Origin of the sequence: Alishewanella longhuensis (assembly GCF_014653435.1) — a bacterium.
In the GTDB taxonomy this organism is placed as follows: Bacteria; Pseudomonadota; Gammaproteobacteria; order Enterobacterales; family Alteromonadaceae; genus Alishewanella; species Alishewanella longhuensis.
The window spans coordinates 1-17,499 of sequence record NZ_BNAO01000014.1 but is presented as its reverse complement, the minus strand read 5'-3'; the positions used below and the strand labels follow the sequence as shown (position 1 = coordinate 17,499).

30 protein-coding genes are annotated in these 17,499 nt (G+C 46.1%); all 30 read left to right on the top strand.

What is annotated here, in order from left to right; genetic code table 11:
* The first annotated feature begins 162 nt into the window (after nt 1–162).
* The 30 genes from IE163_RS17485 to IE163_RS17340 all read left to right on the top strand — a co-directional run bounded on the left by IE163_RS17485 (nt 163) and on the right by IE163_RS17340 (nt 17,299).
* The gene (locus IE163_RS17485) at nt 163–1,902 is read left to right on the top strand and encodes an acyl-CoA dehydrogenase family protein (protein ID WP_189434410.1); all 1,740 of its coding nucleotides are present in this window, start codon (nt 163–165) and stop codon (nt 1,900–1,902) included.
* Between the two features lie 308 nt (nt 1,903–2,210).
* On the top strand, nt 2,211–2,522 hold the full coding sequence (rpsJ, locus tag IE163_RS17480) for a 30S ribosomal protein S10 (RefSeq protein ID WP_008899121.1): 312 nt from the start codon (nt 2,211–2,213) through the stop codon (nt 2,520–2,522).
* Nucleotides 2,523–2,551: 29 nt separating this feature from the next.
* Nucleotides 2,552–3,190 (top strand): 50S ribosomal protein L3, encoded by a 639-nt coding sequence (rplC, locus tag IE163_RS17475; protein WP_189434408.1) that lies wholly within the window; start codon nt 2,552–2,554, stop codon nt 3,188–3,190.
* A gap of 17 nt (nt 3,191–3,207) precedes the next feature.
* Nucleotides 3,208–3,813, top strand: a complete 606-nt coding sequence (gene rplD / locus IE163_RS17470; protein WP_189434405.1) for a 50S ribosomal protein L4 — start codon at nt 3,208–3,210, stop codon at nt 3,811–3,813.
* The gene (gene rplW, locus IE163_RS17465; protein ID WP_189434403.1) at nt 3,810–4,112 is read left to right on the top strand and encodes a 50S ribosomal protein L23; all 303 of its coding nucleotides are present in this window, start codon (nt 3,810–3,812) and stop codon (nt 4,110–4,112) included. Before rplD ends, rplW begins: the two co-directional genes overlap by 4 nt.
* A gap of 16 nt (nt 4,113–4,128) precedes the next feature.
* Nucleotides 4,129–4,953: a 50S ribosomal protein L2 gene (rplB, locus tag IE163_RS17460; RefSeq protein ID WP_189434400.1), complete on the top strand. Its 825-nt coding sequence runs from the start codon at nt 4,129–4,131 to the stop codon at nt 4,951–4,953.
* Nucleotides 4,954–4,969: 16 nt separating this feature from the next.
* Nucleotides 4,970–5,248, top strand: coding sequence for a 30S ribosomal protein S19 (gene rpsS, locus IE163_RS17455; RefSeq protein ID WP_008950795.1), 279 nt, complete (start codon nt 4,970–4,972; stop codon nt 5,246–5,248).
* Between the two features lie 10 nt (nt 5,249–5,258).
* Nucleotides 5,259–5,591: a 50S ribosomal protein L22 gene (gene rplV, locus IE163_RS17450; protein ID WP_008224490.1), complete on the top strand. Its 333-nt coding sequence runs from the start codon at nt 5,259–5,261 to the stop codon at nt 5,589–5,591.
* A 9-nt stretch (nt 5,592–5,600) separates the two neighbouring features.
* Nucleotides 5,601–6,314 (top strand): 30S ribosomal protein S3, encoded by a 714-nt coding sequence (rpsC, locus tag IE163_RS17445; RefSeq protein WP_189434397.1) that lies wholly within the window; start codon nt 5,601–5,603, stop codon nt 6,312–6,314.
* 12 nt (nt 6,315–6,326) lie between these two features.
* The gene (gene rplP, locus IE163_RS17440) at nt 6,327–6,740 is read left to right on the top strand and encodes a 50S ribosomal protein L16 (RefSeq protein ID WP_173502776.1); all 414 of its coding nucleotides are present in this window, start codon (nt 6,327–6,329) and stop codon (nt 6,738–6,740) included.
* Nucleotides 6,740–6,931, top strand: a complete 192-nt coding sequence (rpmC, locus tag IE163_RS17435) for a 50S ribosomal protein L29 (RefSeq protein WP_189434394.1) — start codon at nt 6,740–6,742, stop codon at nt 6,929–6,931. Before rplP ends, rpmC begins: the two co-directional genes overlap by 1 nt.
* Nucleotides 6,931–7,185, top strand: coding sequence for a 30S ribosomal protein S17 (gene rpsQ, locus IE163_RS17430; protein ID WP_189434391.1), 255 nt, complete (start codon nt 6,931–6,933; stop codon nt 7,183–7,185). Before rpmC ends, rpsQ begins: the two co-directional genes overlap by 1 nt.
* Before the next feature lie 225 nt (nt 7,186–7,410).
* A complete protein-coding gene (rplN, locus tag IE163_RS17425; protein ID WP_189434388.1) occupies nt 7,411–7,779 on the top strand; it encodes a 50S ribosomal protein L14 in 369 nt (122 codons plus the stop codon).
* 9 nt (nt 7,780–7,788) lie between these two features.
* The gene (rplX, locus tag IE163_RS17420) at nt 7,789–8,103 is read left to right on the top strand and encodes a 50S ribosomal protein L24 (RefSeq protein WP_189434384.1); all 315 of its coding nucleotides are present in this window, start codon (nt 7,789–7,791) and stop codon (nt 8,101–8,103) included.
* 19 nt (nt 8,104–8,122) lie between these two features.
* On the top strand, nt 8,123–8,662 hold the full coding sequence (rplE, locus tag IE163_RS17415; protein WP_189434382.1) for a 50S ribosomal protein L5: 540 nt from the start codon (nt 8,123–8,125) through the stop codon (nt 8,660–8,662).
* A gap of 11 nt (nt 8,663–8,673) precedes the next feature.
* Nucleotides 8,674–8,979 (top strand): 30S ribosomal protein S14, encoded by a 306-nt coding sequence (gene rpsN, locus IE163_RS17410; protein ID WP_189434379.1) that lies wholly within the window; start codon nt 8,674–8,676, stop codon nt 8,977–8,979.
* A gap of 21 nt (nt 8,980–9,000) precedes the next feature.
* Entirely contained in the window at nt 9,001–9,393 is a 393-nt protein-coding gene (rpsH, locus tag IE163_RS17405) for a 30S ribosomal protein S8 (protein ID WP_189434367.1), read from the top strand.
* Nucleotides 9,394–9,408: 15 nt separating this feature from the next.
* Complete coding sequence (gene rplF, locus IE163_RS17400; RefSeq protein ID WP_189434365.1) at nt 9,409–9,942, top strand: 50S ribosomal protein L6; 534 nt, start codon at nt 9,409–9,411, stop codon at nt 9,940–9,942.
* A 9-nt stretch (nt 9,943–9,951) separates the two neighbouring features.
* Complete coding sequence (gene rplR / locus IE163_RS17395) at nt 9,952–10,302, top strand: 50S ribosomal protein L18 (protein WP_189434363.1); 351 nt, start codon at nt 9,952–9,954, stop codon at nt 10,300–10,302.
* Nucleotides 10,303–10,311: 9 nt separating this feature from the next.
* Nucleotides 10,312–10,815, top strand: coding sequence for a 30S ribosomal protein S5 (rpsE, locus tag IE163_RS17390; protein ID WP_189434360.1), 504 nt, complete (start codon nt 10,312–10,314; stop codon nt 10,813–10,815).
* A 6-nt stretch (nt 10,816–10,821) separates the two neighbouring features.
* On the top strand, nt 10,822–11,004 hold the full coding sequence (gene rpmD, locus IE163_RS17385) for a 50S ribosomal protein L30 (RefSeq protein ID WP_189434358.1): 183 nt from the start codon (nt 10,822–10,824) through the stop codon (nt 11,002–11,004).
* Nucleotides 11,005–11,007: 3 nt separating this feature from the next.
* Complete coding sequence (gene rplO, locus IE163_RS17380; RefSeq protein ID WP_189434356.1) at nt 11,008–11,442, top strand: 50S ribosomal protein L15; 435 nt, start codon at nt 11,008–11,010, stop codon at nt 11,440–11,442.
* Nucleotides 11,443–11,457: 15 nt separating this feature from the next.
* On the top strand, nt 11,458–12,786 hold the full coding sequence (secY, locus tag IE163_RS17375; protein WP_189434354.1) for a preprotein translocase subunit SecY: 1,329 nt from the start codon (nt 11,458–11,460) through the stop codon (nt 12,784–12,786).
* Between the two features lie 21 nt (nt 12,787–12,807).
* Nucleotides 12,808–12,921 carry a 50S ribosomal protein L36 gene (gene rpmJ, locus IE163_RS17370; RefSeq protein ID WP_082694854.1) on the top strand — a complete coding sequence of 38 codons (114 nt, stop codon included), beginning with the start codon at nt 12,808–12,810 and terminating at the stop codon, nt 12,919–12,921.
* Nucleotides 12,922–13,051: 130 nt separating this feature from the next.
* On the top strand, nt 13,052–13,408 hold the full coding sequence (gene rpsM / locus IE163_RS17365) for a 30S ribosomal protein S13 (RefSeq protein ID WP_189434352.1): 357 nt from the start codon (nt 13,052–13,054) through the stop codon (nt 13,406–13,408).
* An 11-nt stretch (nt 13,409–13,419) separates the two neighbouring features.
* Nucleotides 13,420–13,809: a 30S ribosomal protein S11 gene (gene rpsK, locus IE163_RS17360; protein ID WP_040552629.1), complete on the top strand. Its 390-nt coding sequence runs from the start codon at nt 13,420–13,422 to the stop codon at nt 13,807–13,809.
* 33 nt (nt 13,810–13,842) lie between these two features.
* A complete protein-coding gene (rpsD, locus tag IE163_RS17355; RefSeq protein WP_189434350.1) occupies nt 13,843–14,463 on the top strand; it encodes a 30S ribosomal protein S4 in 621 nt (206 codons plus the stop codon).
* Nucleotides 14,464–14,486: 23 nt separating this feature from the next.
* Nucleotides 14,487–15,476 carry a DNA-directed RNA polymerase subunit alpha gene (locus tag IE163_RS17350; protein ID WP_189434340.1) on the top strand — a complete coding sequence of 330 codons (990 nt, stop codon included), beginning with the start codon at nt 14,487–14,489 and terminating at the stop codon, nt 15,474–15,476.
* A gap of 39 nt (nt 15,477–15,515) precedes the next feature.
* On the top strand, nt 15,516–15,914 hold the full coding sequence (gene rplQ / locus IE163_RS17345; protein ID WP_189434338.1) for a 50S ribosomal protein L17: 399 nt from the start codon (nt 15,516–15,518) through the stop codon (nt 15,912–15,914).
* A 125-nt stretch (nt 15,915–16,039) separates the two neighbouring features.
* Nucleotides 16,040–17,299, top strand: coding sequence for a serine hydrolase (locus IE163_RS17340; protein WP_189434336.1), 1,260 nt, complete (start codon nt 16,040–16,042; stop codon nt 17,297–17,299).
* The last annotated feature ends 200 nt before the right edge of the window (nt 17,300–17,499 follow it).

The window sequence follows — 17,499 nt, the reverse complement described above, 5'->3', positions numbered from 1 at the left end:
TGTAGTATCAAAAATCATCGCTTAATCATTGATTAGGTGTTGATGTAAAAAGAAGGCTCCGGTTCGGGGCCTTTTTTTATACCTGAAATATTTTTCAAACACTTGTTTGAAAAAGGAGCTTATGCCATAGTTAAACTCATCCGTCCAGTTTGAGGTTACCTTATGAGTCAGTATCAAGCACCGTTAAATGACATCAACTTTAATTTATTCGACGTTTGGCAGCTGGACCAGTACTGGCAACAACAGTCAGAATTGCAAGACGTGATTGAAGCTGATACCGCGAAGGCTATTCTGGATGAGGCTGCGAAGATATGTGAGCAGCAGCTTGCCCCTTTTAGCCACATTGCCGATGCAGTAGGGGCGCAATTAAAAGATGGCAAGGTCACGTTGCCAGAGCACTATTATACCGCTTACGCCAGTCTGAGCGAAGGCGGTTGGACAGGGCTTAGTGGCGATCCTGATTATGGTGGTATGGGTATGCCAAAAGCCCTATCCATGATGGTTGATGAAATGCTTTGTAGCGCAGATATCGCCTTTTCGCTTTATCCTGGGCTCACGGCTGGTGCCTGTGTCGCGCTATTGCAGCACGCTGATGAAATAACGAAAAACCAGTATTTGCCCAAACTCTATAGCGGTGAATGGTCCGGCACTATGTGCCTGACAGAAGCACACGCCGGCTCTGATCTCGGTATTATGCGCACCAGCGCGAGGCCTGCAACAGACGACAGCTATCAAATTTCTGGCAGTAAGATATTTATCACTGCGGGTGAACATGATCTGACGTCGAATATTGTTCACCTAGTGCTGGCTAAATTGCCTGACGCACCAGCAGGTAGTAAAGGGATATCACTATTTTTGGTACCGAAGTTCTTGCTTAATGAGCAGGGTGAACCGGTAACGCGCAATGGTGTTACCGTTGGCTCTATTGAGCATAAGATGGGGATTAATGGCTCTGCGACCTGCGTGCTGAATTTTGATAATGCTACTGGCTACTTAATCGGGGAACCGCATCGTGGTCTCGCCTGTATGTTTACCATGATGAACTATGAACGTCTGTCCATGGGCAGCCAGGGGCTGGGAGCTGCAGAGCGCGCATACCAAAATGCGCTAAGCTATGCAAAAGACCGTTTGCAGGGACGTACAACAACAAAAGATCCGAACAAAGCCGATGCGATTATTGGGCATGCTGATGTACGGCGTATGCTACTAAACATCAAAGCATTAAACGAAGCCGGCCGTACTTTCGCAACCTGGGTAGCATCGTTACTCGATAAAGCCAAATACGATAACTGCCAATTGTCGGCACAAAGAGCTAATTTACTCACGCCTATTACTAAAGCTTTTATGACTGACCGTGGTTTGGAAGCTTGTGTCGCAGCACAGCAAGTATTTGGCGGTCATGGCTATATCAAAGAGTGGGGGATGGAGCAGTTAGTCCGCGATGTACGAATCGCTCAAATCTATGAGGGAACCAATGGTATTCAGGCCGCTGATTTTATGTTACGTAAAGTCGCTGTTGATCACGGTGCTGTGCTAAAGGCTTTGCTTAGCGACATAAGTATTGAGATTACGTCTGCACCAAACAATACCAGTGTTGCGTTGCAGCGAGCCATTAGCGGATTGATTCAGCATACCGATATAGTACTGCAGACAGATTTAAAGGTCATGAGTCAGAATGCTTGTGATTACCTGGATGCAGTGGCTTACGTGTTGTATGGCTATATGTGGTACCGAAACGTAAAAGCGTTAGATAGCAATAAACATAGCGCAGACTTTATTAATGCCAAACAACAATGTGCGCATTGGTATTGTCACAAAGTACTGCCGCGGGTAGAAGGGTTATTAGCAACGATAGCAGGAGATGGCGCCGCGCTATTCGCGCTGGAAGATGTGCAATTTTAATGTTCAGTTATTGCAATAAGCTGTTACAAGCGACGCGGCTGAATAAATAGTAAACAACACTTGCATTATCGACTGGTCTGTATATAATACGCGGCCAGTCGATAAACATCTGGCTGAGACAAGCTGCAAAACTAATGTCCACCCTTTTGTAACGCGCTTTTAGCATGTTACAGCTTTAGTGAACTTAGGCAGCTTGTACAACAAGCTCCCGATTGGGGAGCAACTGGTAACTTGGTGCATAGGCATACCCGCTATGGGTTTTTGCTTATGTTTATTTTTGCTCTTTTTGCTCTTTGAGGCTTTGATACATGAGTAATCAAAGGATACGCATCCGTCTGAAAGCGTTCGATCACCGTTTGATCGATCAGTCAACTATGGAAATCGTTGACACAGCTAAGCGTACCGGCGCCCAGGTTCGTGGTCCAATTCCACTACCTACACGTCAGGAACGTTTCACTGTTCTGATTTCTCCTCACGTCAATAAAGATGCGCGTGACCAGTACGAAATCCGTACCCACAAGCGTTTAATCGACATCGTGGAACCAACTGAAAAAACAGTTGATGCGCTGATGCGTTTAGATCTGCCTGCTGGCGTTGACGTTCAAATCAGCCTGGGCTAATCAGACAGGTTTTTAGAGAGGTTTAGGAAATGGCTATCGGTCTAATCGGTCGTAAAGTGGGCATGACTCGCATCTTCACAGAAGATGGCGTATCTATCCCAGTAACCGTAATCGAAGCAACACCAAACCGCGTTACTGCTGTTAAAACGCAAGACGTTGATGGCTATAACGCGCTGCAAGTAACCACTGGTACTGTTAAGGCAAGCCGCCTGAACAAGCCAGACGCTGGTTTGTTTGCTAAAGTGGGTGTTGAAGCGGGTCGTGGTCTGTGGGAATTCCGCCTACAGGATAACGAAGGCGCTGACATCACTGTTGGTAGCGCGATTACTGTGGAAATTTTCGCAGAAACGAAAAAAGTTGATGTAGCTGGTACATCAAAGGGTAAAGGTTTTGCTGGTGCTGTTAAGCGCTGGAATTTCCGTACTCAGGATGCTACTCACGGTAACTCTTTGTCACACCGTGCACCAGGTTCAATTGGTCAAAACCAATCACCAGGTAAAGTATTCAAAGGTAAGAAAATGGCTGGTCACTTAGGTAACGAGCGCGTAACCGTGCAGTCACTGGAAGTGGTTCGTGTTGATGCAGAGCGTAACATCCTGTTAGTAAAAGGCGCAGTGCCTGGTGCTATCGGTGGTGACGTTATTGTTAAACCAGCTGTTAAAAGCTAACGTCTAGGAGATAAGTGATGGAATTAGCATTACGAGACGCTCAAGGCGTTCTTGAAGTTTCCGAAGCTACCTTTGGACGTGAGTTTAACGAAGCTCTGGTACATCAGGTAGTGGTTGCTTTTGCAGCTGGTGCCCGTCAGGGTACTCGTGCACAACTGACACGTTCAGAAGTACGTGGTGGCGGCAAGAAGCCATGGCGTCAAAAAGGTACTGGCCGCGCGCGCGCTGGTACAATCCGCAGCCCAATCTGGCGCAGCGGTGGTGTGACTTTTGCTGCTAAGCCGCAAGATCACAGCCAAAAAGTTAACCGTAAAATGTATCGCGGTGCGATCCAAAGCATTCTGTCTGAATTAGTTCGTCAGGAGCGCTTAATTGTTGTTGAGAGTTTTGGCGTTGATTCACCAAAAACGAAAGACTTAACTGCAAAACTGAAAGCGATGGATTTAAAAGACGTTCTGATCGTTACCAACGAAGTTGATGAGAATCTGTTCTTATCTGCACGTAACCTGTACAAGGTAGACGTGCGTGACGTTCACGGTATCGACCCGGTAAGCTTAATCGCATTCGACAAAGTGTTAATGACTGCTGCTGCAGTTAAACAACTTGAGGAGCTGTTAGCATGATCCGTGAAGAACGTTTACTGAAAGTGATTCTGGCTCCGCATGTTTCTGAAAAGAGCACTACTGCGGCAGAAAAACACAACACTATCGTTTTCAAAGTGTCTACTACTTCTACTAAAGCTGACATTAAAGCTGCTGTAGAAAAACTGTTTGAAACAGAAGTAGTTGGTGTTCGTACTGTTAACGTTAAGGGTAAGACCAAGCGCACTGGTGCGCGTATGGGCAAGCGTAGCGATTGGAAAAAAGCTTACGTGACTCTTAAAGAAGGCAGCGAAATCGATTTTGTTGGCGGCGCTGAGTAAGAAGAGGAGTTAGGAAATGGCACTTGTTAAGTGTAAACCTACGTCACCAGGTCGTCGCCACGTATTAAAAGTGGTTAACCCTGACCTGTACAAAGGCAAGCCTTACGCACCTTTGTTAGAGAAGAACGTTAAAACTGGTGGTCGTAATAACAACGGTCGTATCACTACCCGTCATATCGGTGGTGGTCACAAGCAACACTACCGTTTAGTTGACTTCAAACGCACTAAAGACGGTATTCCGGGTAAAGTAGAGCGTTTAGAGTACGATCCAAACCGTACCGCAAACATTGCATTAGTATTGTATGCAGACGGTGAGCGTCGTTACATCCTGGCCCCTAAAGGTTTGAAAGCGGGTGATGCGGTTATCTCTGGTGTTGATTCTCCAATCAAGCCAGGTAACACTTTACCACTGCGTAACATCCCAGTAGGTCAGGTAGTACATAACATCGAAATGAAACCAGGTAAAGGTGGCCAGCTGGCGCGTTCAGCAGGTGCTTTTGTACAGATCCTGGCTCGTGATGGTGAGTATGTTACTCTGCGTCTGCGCAGCGGCGAAGTACGTAAAGTATTAGCAGATTGTCGCGCGACTATCGGTGAGATTGGTAATGCCGAGCACATGTTACGTCAATACGGTAAAGCTGGTGCTATGCGCTGGCGCGGCATTCGCCCAACCGTACGTGGTGTAGTAATGAACCCGGTAGACCACCCACACGGTGGTGGTGAAGGTAAAACTTCAGGTGGTCGTCACCCAGTTACACCATGGGGCGTACCAACTAAAGGTTACAAGACTCGTTCAAACAAGCGTACTGATAAACTTATCGTACGTCGTCGTGATAAATAATTTGTGAGGAATTGCCATGCCACGTTCTCTCAAGAAAGGTCCCTTTATTGACCTTCACTTGCTGAAGAAGGTAGAGAAAGCGTTGGAAAGCGGTGACAAGAAGCCTATTAAGACTTGGAGCCGTCGTTCAATGATCATACCTGATATGATCGGTTTGACCATCGCTGTCCATAATGGTCGTCAACATGTACCTGTGTTTGTCTCAGAAGAGATGATCGGTCACAAGTTAGGTGAATTTGCACCTACTCGTACCTATCGTGGTCATGCCGCCGACAAAAAGGCCAAGAAGCGTTAAGGGGTAAATAATGCAAGCATTAGCGAAACACAAATTTGCCCGTTCTTCTGCACAAAAAACTCGCCTGGTTGCTGATCAGGTTCGTGGTTTGCCAGTAGATAAGGCGCTGAATGTACTAACTTATAGCCCGAAAAAGGCTGCTGAGTTAGTCAAAAAGGTTCTTTTATCAGCCATTGCCAACGCTGAGCACAATGAAGGCGCGGATATTGATACGCTGAAAGTTAAGACGATCTTTGTTGATGAAGGTCCGTCTATGAAGCGCATCAAGCCACGTGCTAAAGGTCGTGCTGATCGTATCGTCAAGCGTACTAGCCACATTACTGTGGTTGTAGCTGATAACTAGGAGTGAGAAATGGGACAGAAAGTACATCCTAATGGTATTCGCCTAGGTATCACTAAGCCATGGAGCTCAACCTGGTTCGCGAATACAAAAGATTTCCCGGATTTTCTGAACGGTGACTATAAAGTTCGTCAGTACCTGACAAAAGAACTGAAAGCTGCCTCAGTAAGCCGGATCGATATTGAACGTCCTGCGAAAAGCATCCGTGTGACTATTCACACTGCGCGTCCAGGCGTGATTATCGGTAAAAAAGGTGAAGACGTTGAGAAGATCCGTAAGCAAGTTGCTGCCATCGCTGGCGTACCTGCTCAGATCAATATCTCTGAGATCCGTAAGCCAGAGCTAGATGCGAAATTAGTTGCCGATTCAATCAGCAGCCAGTTAGAGCGTCGCGTAATGTTCCGTCGTGCTATGAAGCGCGCTGTACAAAACGCCATGCGTATTGGTGCTAAGGGTATCAAGGTGCAAGTAAGCGGCCGTTTAGGCGGTGCTGAAATTGCCCGTGATGAGTGGTACCGTGAAGGCCGTGTGCCATTGCACACTCTGCGTGCCGACATCGACTACAATACCTCTGAAGCACTGACTACTTACGGTATCATTGGTGTGAAAGTGTGGATTTTCAAAGGCGAGATCTTAGGTGCTCTGCCTCTGCAAAATAACGCCAACAACGCCAACAATAACAACCAGCCTAAAGCGCCGAAAAAACCGGCTCGTAAGGCTAAGTAGGGGTATTGAGCGATGTTGCAACCAAAACGTACAAAATTTCGTAAAGTGCACAAAGGCCGTAACCGCGGTTTATCACTGGTTGGTGATAAAGTTAGCTTCGGTACCTATGCATTGAAATCTGTAGAACGTGGTCAAATGACTTCACGTCAAATCGAATCTGCACGTCGTGCTATGACGCGCGCTGTTAAACGTGTTGGTAAAATCTGGATCCGTGTGTTCCCAGACAAGCCAATCACTGCTAAGCCGCTGGAAGTACGTATGGGTAGTGGTAAAGGTTCTGTTGAGTACTGGGTATGTCAGATTAAACCTGGCAAAGTCCTGTACGAAATGGACGGTGTGTCTGAAGAGTTAGCGCGTCATGCTTTTGCATTGGCTGCCGCTAAGCTGCCATTTAAGACAACCTTTGTAACGCGGACGGTAATGTGATGAAAGCCAGCGAATTAAAAGCGAAAAGTGTTGAAGAGTTAAACGCTGAATTATTAGGTCTGTTACGTGAGCAGTTTAACCTGCGCATGCAAGCAGCTACTGGTCAGTTAGCTCAGTCTCACTTATTGAAGCAGGTGCGTCGTGATATCGCGCGCGTTAAGACCATCTTAACCGAGAAGGCAGGTGCGTAATGACTGAACTTAATAGCCGTACACTGCAAGGTAAAGTAATCAGCAACAAGATGGATAAATCTATCACTGTTGCGATTGAGCGCCAGGTGAAACACCCAATTTATGGTAAGTTCATCAAACGCACTACCAAACTGCACGTGCATGACGAAACTAATCAGTGTAAAGAAGGCGATGTAGTCACTATCCGTGAATGTCGTCCTCTGTCTAAGACTAAATCTTGGACACTGGTAGCTATCGTAGAATCTGCTTCTTAATTTTAAGATGTAGAACAAAACGGCTCCTTCGGGAGCCGTTTTTGTTTATAAAAACAACCGAAGTTGGGGTTGAGCGATCTGCACCAATCCTGAATTGTTTTTATTTTAAACTACCACTTTGTAATAAGTGCTGTTATAATCACGCGCCCTTCCTATAGGGAGGGATTTATTATCGTAAGCAGCGTAGTCTGAGAAGGCTACATAGTAGAATAGCGGAGCACTAAGATGATCCAGATGCAATCTATGCTGGAAGTCGCAGACAACAGCGGCGCGCGCAGCGTAATGTGTATTAAGGTCTTAGGTGGTTCGCATCGCCGTTATGCTGCAATTGGTGACATCATTAAAGTTACTGTCAAGGAAGCAATTCCACGCGGTAAAGTTAAAAAAGGTGATGTTCTGAATGCAGTGGTGGTGCGTACAGCTAAAGGCGTACGTCGTCAGGACGGGTCATTAATCCGTTTTGATCGCAATGCAGCAGTGTTATTAAACACTAAGCTGGAACCGATCGGTACCCGTATTTTCGGGCCTGTTACACGTGAACTTCGTGGCGATAAGTTTATGAAGATCGTGTCTCTGGCACCAGAAGTACTGTAAGGAGTCACCATGGCTAGCAAAATCCGTCGTGATGACGAGGTCATTGTTCTTACTGGTAAGGACAAAGGTAAGCGCGGTAAAGTAACTAAAGTTTTAGTTGCCGATGCTCGTGTTTATGTTTCAGGCGTTAATCTGGTTAAGAAGCACCAGAAACCTGTTCCGGCTATCAACCAGCCTGGCGGTATCGTCGAGAAAGAAGCCTCGATTCATGTTTCAAACGTAGCGATCGTTAACCCTAAAACGGGTAAAGCGGATCGTGTAGGTTTCCGTTTTGAAGATGGCAAAAAAGTCCGTTTCTTCAAATCGAATAACGAAGTAATTTAATTGCTATTGGAGTAATACGATGGCGAAACTGCATGAAATTTATAAAGACACCGTAGTTCCAGAACTGTTTAAACAGTTTGGCTACACCAGCGTCATGCAAGTCCCTCGGATTGTTAAAATCACGCTCAATATGGGTGTGGGTGAAGCCGTAGCTGATAAGAAGATCCTTGAAAACGCCGTAGCAGATTTAACTGCTATTGCCGGCCAGAAACCTCTGGTAACTAAGGCTCGTAAATCAGTAGCTGGTTTCAAAATCCGTGAAGGCTACCCTATTGGCGCGAAAGTGACCCTGCGCGGTGAGCGTATGTGGGATTTCTTAGAGCGTTTAGTTTCTATTGCTATCCCGCGTATCCGTGATTTCCGTGGTGTAAACCCGAAATCTTTTGACGGTCGTGGTAACTACAGCATGGGCGTACGTGAGCAAATCATTTTCCCAGAAATCGATTACGATAAAGTAGATGCAGTACGTGGTTTAGATATCACTATTACAACTACCGCCCGTACCGATGACGAAGGACGTGCTTTACTTGCCGCGTTTAACTTCCCGTTCAAGAAATAAGGTGTAGGGTCATGGCAAAACAATCAATGAAAGCTCGCGAATTTAAGCGTGCACAACTGGTAGCCAAATTCGCTGCAAAGCGTCATGAACTGAGAGATCTGATTGCCAATCCAACAACTTCTGATGAAGATCGTTGGGCAGCAGTTCTGAAGTTACAGACGTTACCGCGTGATTCAAGCCCAGCACGTCAGCGTAATCGTTGTCGTGTGACAGGTCGTCCACATGGTTATCTGCGCAAGTTCGGTATGAGCCGGATCAAGGTCCGCGAAGCGGCTATGCGCGGTGAAATTCCTGGCCTTCGTAAGGCTAGCTGGTAAGAATCACGGGAGTAACGAGCTATGAGTTTGCAAGATCCAGTAGCGGATATGTTTACTCGCATCCGTAACGGCCAGTCGGCTAACAAAGTTGCGGTTAAAATGCCATCTTCTAAATTGAAGGTTGCAATTGCGAAAGTATTAAAAGACGAAGGTTACATCGGCGATTTCGCTGTATCTGGTGATGTTAAGCCAGAATTGGAAATTACTTTAAAGTATTTCCAAGGCAAATCAGTTATTGAAACTATCGATCGTGTTAGTCGGCCAAGTCTGCGCATCTATAAGAAGCGCGGCGAATTACCTAAGGTAATGGGCGGTTTAGGTGTGGCCATTGTGTCAACATCTAAAGGACTAATGACTGACCGCGCCGCGCGCAAGGTTGGTATCGGTGGCGAAATCATCGGCTACGTAGCGTAACGGAGGTAGTAATCTATGTCTCGTGTTGCTAAAGCCCCCGTCACTCTTCCTACCGGCGTATCTGTTACGCAAAACGGTCAGGTAGTGGCACTAAAGGGCAAAAACGGCGAGTTGACACTAAATGTTAACCCTGCGGTTGAGATCGTTGTTGATGGTAATGTACTACGTACAGTTCCACGCGAAGGTTTCGAAAACGCTGACGCACAAGCGGGTACAGCCCGTGCACTGTTAAACAACATGGTTACTGGCGTGAGCGAAGGCTTTACCCAGAAACTGGAATTAGTGGGTGTTGGTTACCGTGCTAAAGCTGAAGGTAAGGTATTAAACCTGAGCCTGGGCTTTTCACACCCAGTAGTATTTGCTGTACCTAACGGCATTACTATTGAAACACCTACCCAGACCGAAGTTGTGGTTAAAGGTGCTGACAAGCAATTAGTTGGTCAGGTATCTGCCAACATTCGTGCATACCGCAAACCAGAGCCTTACAAAGGTAAAGGTGTTCGTTATGCGAATGAAAACGTGCGTCGTAAAGAAGCGAAGAAAAAGTAAGGTAGGACGATGGATAAGAAACTTGCTCGTCTGCGTCGTGCCAAACGCACTCGCAGAAACATTATCGAACAAGGTGCGAATCGCCTGGTAGTACACCGTACTCCACGTCACATCTACGCTCAGCTGATTGCGCCAAATGCAGAAGTGATTGCTGCAGCTTCTACTGCAGAAGCTTCAATTAAAGAATCACTGAAGTACACTGGTAACGTAGATGCAGCGAAAGCTGTAGGTAAAGCGATCGCCGAACGTGCAGTAGCTAAAGGCGTTACTGCTTGTGCTTTTGACCGTAGCGGCTTCCAGTATCATGGTCGCGTGCAGGCGTTAGCAGACGCGGCGCGTGAAGCCGGTCTTCAGTTCTAGGAGTAGCTCATGGCTAACGAAGAAGCTAAACAACAATCTGATTTACAAGAGAAGCTTGTTGCCGTTAACCGCGTGTCAAAAGTGGTAAAAGGTGGTCGTATTTTCAGCTTTACTGCATTGACAGTGGTTGGCGACGGTAACGGTCGCGTTGGTTTCGGTTATGGTAAAGCACGTGAAGTTCCTGCTGCTATTCAAAAAGCAATGGAAAAAGCACGTCGCAACATGACTCAGGTTGAATTAAATGGTAACACCCTGCATCACCCAACTCGTGGTGTGCATTCAGGTTCTAATGTTTATATGCAGCCTGCTGCAGAAGGTACTGGTCTAATTGCTGGTGGTGCAATGCGCGCCGTACTGGAAGTAGCTGGTATCCAAAACATTCTGTCTAAGTGTTACGGTTCAACTAACCCAATTAACGTAGTTCGCGCAACTATTAATGCATTAGCGTCTGTGAAGTCGCCTGCACAAGTAGCTGCAAAACGCGGTTTACGCGTTGACGATATTCTGGGGTAATTTGCCATGACGAAGAAAACAATCAAAGTCACCCAATTGAAGTCTAGCATTGGTCGTTTACCACGGCACAAGGCTTCATTATTGGGTTTGGGTTTACGTCGTATTGGTCACACTGTTGAAGTTGAAGACACACCTTCAGTTCGCGGTATGATCAACGCCGTTTACTACATGGTTAAAGTGGAGGAGTAACAGATGTTATTAAATACTCTTGCTCCAGCACCAGGTGCTAAGAAAGAAAAGCGCCGTCTGGGCCGTGGTATCGGTTCGGGCTTAGGTAAGACAGGTGGCCGTGGTCACAAAGGTCTTAAATCACGTTCTGGCGGCGGTGTTCGTCCAGGCTTTGAAGGCGGTCAAATGCCTTTGAAACAACGTTTACCTAAGTTCGGCTTCACTTCTCAGAAATCTCTGGTTTCTGCTGAAGTACGTTTACACGAACTGGCTGCTGTTAACGGTGACGTGGTTGATCTGGCTTCTTTAATGGAAGCTAACATCATCTCTCGTACTGTTAAGTTCGCTAAAGTTGTGCTTTCTGGCGAGATTACTCGTCCGGTAACTGTAAAAGGTTTAGGCGTAACTAAAGGCGCGCGTGCTGCAATCGAAGCCGCCGGCGGTAAAGTAGAAGAATAATAAGGATAGTACGCGATGGCTAAACCAGGTTCGGACTCAAGAGCAGCAAAAGGCGGATTCAGCGAGCTGAAAACCCGTCTGTTGTTTGTGCTCTTAGCCATAATCGTATTCCGGTTAGGCTCATTTGTGCCAATTCCTGGAATTGACGCCACCGTGCTAGCTCAGTTATTCGAGCAACAAAGAGGTACCATCGTTGAAATGTTTAACATGTTCAGCGGTGGTGCACTTGAGCGTGCTTCAGTATTTGCGTTAGGTATTATGCCTTACATCTCTGCCTCTATCATTGTGCAGTTGTTGACGGTAATGCATCCGGCAATGGCTGAACTTAAGAAAGAAGGTGAAGCAGGTAAGCGTAAGATCAACCAGTACACGCGCTACGGTACGTTAGCATTAGCGATACTACAATCTATTGGTATTGCCACCGGCCTGCCAAATATGATGCCAGGATTAGTACTTAATCCAGGTTTTGCATTTTACTTTACCGCGGTAATCAGTTTGGTTACTGGAACCATGTTTTTAATGTGGTTAGGTGAACAAATTACAGAACGCGGCATTGGTAATGGTATTTCGTTGCTAATTTTTACCGGTATTGTTGCTGGCTTCCCGTCTGCCATTGGCCAGACGATTGAGCAGGCACGTCAGGGCGATTTGCACTTTTTACTGTTAGTAGCTATTGGCGTGATCGTTGTTGCGATTACCTGGTTTGTGGTGTTCTTTGAACGCGGCCAGCGTCGTATTGTGGTTAACTATGCTAAGCGTCAGCAAGGCCGTCAGGTGTTTGCCGCGCAGAGCAGCCATTTACCGTTAAAGGTTAATATGGCTGGTGTTATTCCACCAATTTTTGCGTCTAGCATTATTTTGTTCCCTGGTACTATTGCCAGTTGGTTTGGTTCAGGCGAAGGTATGGTAGCGAATTTCCTCCAGGAATTATCGCTAACATTATCTCCGGGACAACCGCTGTATATGATGTTATACTCAGCAGCGATTATTTTCTTCTGTTTCTTCTATACTGCGTTGGTGTTTAATCCTCGCGATACAGCTGACAATCTGAAGAAGTCCGGTGCCTTCATCCCTGGTATCCGTCCTGGTGAACAGACATCAAAATACATTGATAAAGTGATGACACGGTTAACCTTAGCAGGTGCCCTGTATATAACCTTTATTTGTTTGGTTCCTGAGTTCATGATGGTAGCGTGGAACGTGCAGTTCTATTTCGGTGGTACATCATTATTGATTATCGTCGTAGTTATCATGGATTTCATGGCACAGGTACAGACCCATCTGATGTCACATCAGTATGATTCTGTGCTGAAAAAGGCAAATCTTAAAGGCATAGGCCGTTAAGATTATTTGCGGAGTTAAGTTATGAAAGTACGAGCTTCCGTTAAGAAGATCTGCCGTAACTGCAAAGTGATCAGACGTAATAACGTAGTTCGCGTAATTTGCAGTGAGCCGAAGCACAAACAGCGCCAAGGTTAATAGCAGAAAACGATAAGGCGGGCTGAACTTTGAAGTTTAGCCCCTTTATTGTTTGCATTATAAGCGCCATTTGAGTATCCTTACGGGCTTTTCAAATTGGCACCTTTTAATTTCAGATAGGAGAACGTTAGTGGCCCGTATCGCTGGCATTAACATCCCCGATAATAAACATGCAGTGATTTCACTGACTTATGTTTATGGTATCGGTAAGACCCGCTCAAAAGCTATCTTAGCTGCAGTGGGCATCGAAGAGTCAACCAAGATTGCATCTTTAACCGATGCACAGTTAGACTCTTTACGTGACGAAGTTGCAAAATACACCGTTGAAGGTGACTTGCGTCGTGAAATCACATTAAACATTAAGCGTTTAATGGACCTGGGTTGCTACCGTGGCTTGCGCCACCGTCGTAGTCTGCCGGTTCGTGGTCAGCGCACTAAGACTAATGCGCGTACCCGCAAGGGCCCACGTAAAGCGATTAAGAAATAAGGTGATTCAACATGGCTAAAGCACCAGTTCGTACTCGTAAGCGGGTAAAAAAGCAAGTTTCAGACGGTATGGCTCATATCCATGCTTCTTTTAACAACACCATCGTGACGATCACTGATCGTCAGGGCAATGCACTTTGCTGGGCAACTGCTGGCGGTTCAGGTTTCCGTGGTTCACGTAAATCTACCCCGTTTGCTGCTCAGGTAGCTGCAGAGCGTGCAGGAACTGCTGCACTGGAATATGGTCTGAAAAACCTTGAAGTGTTTGTGAATGGCCCAGGCCCAGGCCGCGAATCAGCGATTCGTGCTCTGAATGCCGCTGGTTACAAAATCACAAATATCACCGACGTGACGCCAATCCCGCATAACGGTTGCCGTCCACCTAAAAAACGTCGCGTGTAATTACAGCGCTTCACGGATTATTGGAGAAAGAAGATGGCAAGATATTTGGGTCCTAAGCTCAAACTAAGTCGTCGCGAAGGTACAGATCTGTTCCTGAAGAGCGGCGTAAGAGCAATCGATTCAAAGTGTAACTTAACTACTGCTCCTGGTCAGCACGGCGCTCGTCGCGGTCGTTTATCAGACTACGGTTTACAGTTACGCGAGAAGCAAAAAGTACGTCGTATTTACGGCGTGTTAGAAAAGCAGTTCCGTAATTATTACAAAGAAGCTGCGCGTTTGAAGGGTAATACAGGTGAAAACCTGTTAGCGTTGTTAGAGTCACGCTTAGACAACGTAGTATATCGCATGGGTCTGGCCAGTACACGTGCTGAAGCACGTCAGCTGGTAAGCCACAAAGCAATCATGTTAGATGGTCGCGTTGTGAATGTTCCATCACATGCTGTATTACCTGAACAAGTTATCTCTGTTCGTGAAAAAGCGAAAAAGCAAGCCCGTATCGGTGCTGCGCTTGAAGTTGCTGCACAACGTGAGAAACCAACTTGGATCGAAGTAGACAACACGAAACTGGAAGGCGTTTTCAAACGCACTCCTGAGCGTTCAGACTTGTCTGCTGACATCAACGAACAGTTAATCGTCGAGCTTTACTCTAAGTAAAGCTAATTGTTAAGAGAGGATATATGCAGGGTTCTGTCACCGAATTCCTTAAGCCGAGATTAGTTGGTATCGAAAGGATCAACCCAACTCGTGCCAAAGTTACTTTGGAACCACTTGAGCGCGGTTTCGGGCATACCTTGGGCAACGCGTTACGTCGTATTCTGTTATCGTCTATGCCAGGTTGTGCAGTGACTGAGGTAGAAATCGACGGCGTTCTCCATGAGTACAGTGCCAAAGAAGGTGTGCAGGAAGATATCATTGATATCCTTCTGAACCTGAAAGGCCTTGCCGTTCGCCTGGAAGACAAAGATGAAGTCACGCTGACTTTAACGAAGAAAGGTGCCGGCCCTGTAACCGCTGGAGATATCCAGCGTGGCGACGGTGTGGTAATTGTTAATCCTGACCATGTGATTTGTAACTTAACTGGCGAGACTGAATTCAGTATGCGCCTGAAAGTTCAACGCGGTCGTGGTTATGTGCCTGCATCAGCTCGTTTGTCCTCAGATGATGACGAACGTCCGATCGGTCGCCTGTTACTTGACGCTTCTTTCAGCCCAGTTGAGCGTATAGCTTATACTGTTGAGGCAGCGCGGGTAGAACAGCGTACTGATTTGGATAAACTGATTATCGATATGGAAACCAATGGCACAGTAGAGCCAGAGGAAGCCATTCGTCGCGCGGCAACTATTTTAGCTGAACAGCTAGAGTTCTTCGTTGAGTTGCGTGATAAGAGTGAGCCAGAGAAACGTGAAGAGAAACCGGAGTTTGATCCGATTCTATTACGTCCTGTCGATGATTTAGAGCTAACAGTTCGTTCTGCAAACTGCTTGAAGGCAGAGCAGATTCAGTACATTGGTGATCTGGTACAGCGTACCGAGGTTGAGCTTCTGAAAACGCCTAACCTGGGTAAGAAGTCCCTTACCGAAATCAAAGACGTGTTGGCATCACGCGGTTTATCCTTAGGCATGCGCCTGGAAAACTGGCCGCCAGCTAGTTTGGTAAATAAAGACTAACCAGATACCAGTTCCTGGTTTAGTGAGAAGGAATAGATCATGCGCCATCGCAAGAGTGGTCGTCAATTAAATCGGAACAGCAGCCACCGCACGGCAATGTTCCGCAACATGGCAAGCTCGTTGGTGAAGCACGAAATCATCAAAACGACTTTGCCAAAGGCTAAAGAGTTACGTCGTGTGATCGAGCCATTGATCACATTGGCAAAGAATGACAGCGTTGCAAACCGTCGTCTGGCTTTTGCCCGTACTCGTGATAAAGAAGTGGTAGGTTTGTTGTTCAACGTACTAGGCCCGCGTTACAACGCGCGTCCAGGTGGTTACACTCGTATTCTTAAGTGTGGCTTCCGTACTGGTGATAACGCACCTATGGCTTACATCGAATTAGTTGATCGTCCAGAAACGGATGCACTGCCAGTTGAAGAAACTGCAGCTGAATAATCAATAGTTCTTTAAAAAGCCGGGCATAGCCCGGCTTTTCTATTTGTATAATGCATTATTTCTAAAGTTTCAAATTAACAGCATTTAGGTCTAAGATAGCTAAAACAATCAGATTGAGTTAGCTTATGTCATCTATTCTCAAACCAACCTCTTTAGTACTCTCTAGTATTCTTATTTATAGTCCTTCAGTCGCTGCTGCAGACCCTTGTCCTTTATTGCAGGCGGCGGTTAGTTGTCAGCCGTTAGAGTTAATCTTAAACCGGCAAAAAGCAGACTACCCTGTCCTTGCTAAGGTGCTTGCGGAACCAGAGAAGTACCAGGTACAAATTCTTTATACCAGGGTTGAGCCAGATACAACTGAGCCTCGCTTGCATTATTATCATTATCAAGTCGATCCGAATCGTTATTTTTATCCTGCCAGCACAGTTAAACTTCCGCTTGCTGCTCTTGCGTTGCAGTGGTTAGCAGAGCAACAAACATTACTTTTAAATGAAGACACCATTATGCTAACGGATATCGCGCGAGCACCACAGACTGCGGCGCACCGGGACCCGACAGCGCTTTCAGGTTTACCAAGCATTAGCCACTATATTAAGAAAATCTTGCTGGTCAGCGATAACGATGCGAGTAATCGGCTTTATGAGCTGTTAGGGCAAGAGTATATTAATGAACAGTTGTTGCAAAAAGGCTTGAGTAATACGGTGATCAACCACCGGCTTAGCGTGCCGTATTCCGATGATGATAACCGTTATTTTAACCCGGTAAGATTCTTGAGTACTGATGGTAATGTCATCTTGCAATTAGCTGAACGGCAGGTCTCAGACTCCTACCGCAATAGCCAACAACCAAAGTTGGGCATTGCTTACTATAAAGGTGGAGAGTTAGTTGCAGAACCGATGGACTTTACGTTGAAGAACCGGCAGTCACTTAATGATTTTGATGGTGTTATAAAACGCATCATATTGCCTGAATTGTTTGCACCAGAGCAACGCTTTGGTTTTAGCGACAGCCAACGCAGTTTGCTAATGCAATATATGAGGACGATGCCAAGACATAGCAAAAATCCAGAATACCCTGAACAGGAGTATCCAGATAGCTATGTTAAGTATTTTATATTTGGTGGTCAGCCAGAGCGGATCCCAGATCATATTAATTATTACAACAAGAACGGCCAAGCGTATGGCCATGTGATCGATGGTGCTTATATAGAAGATACAAAGGAGGGTATCGCCTTTTTTCTGACCGCTATTATTTATACCAACGAAAATCAGATCCTCAACGACGATACTTATGAGACGGATACTATAGGGCAACCTTTTATGCGGGAACTGGGAGATCTTATCTACAACTATCAATTGCAGCTAAAAAGGACACAGCAAAACTAGCGCTGCAGCAGCTAATTTGTTGAAGAACTAACCAAGCTTGAGCGATTAAACAACAGATCGTTTAAAAAACGGTCGAACGATCCTTTTTTCTTAAAAAAGATCTTGAACAACTTCTCGGGATCTCTATAATGCGCATCCACAGACGGCGACAACGGCAACGAAGTCAAGGTTTGAAAGAATACGGTTCGCATGAACCCTGA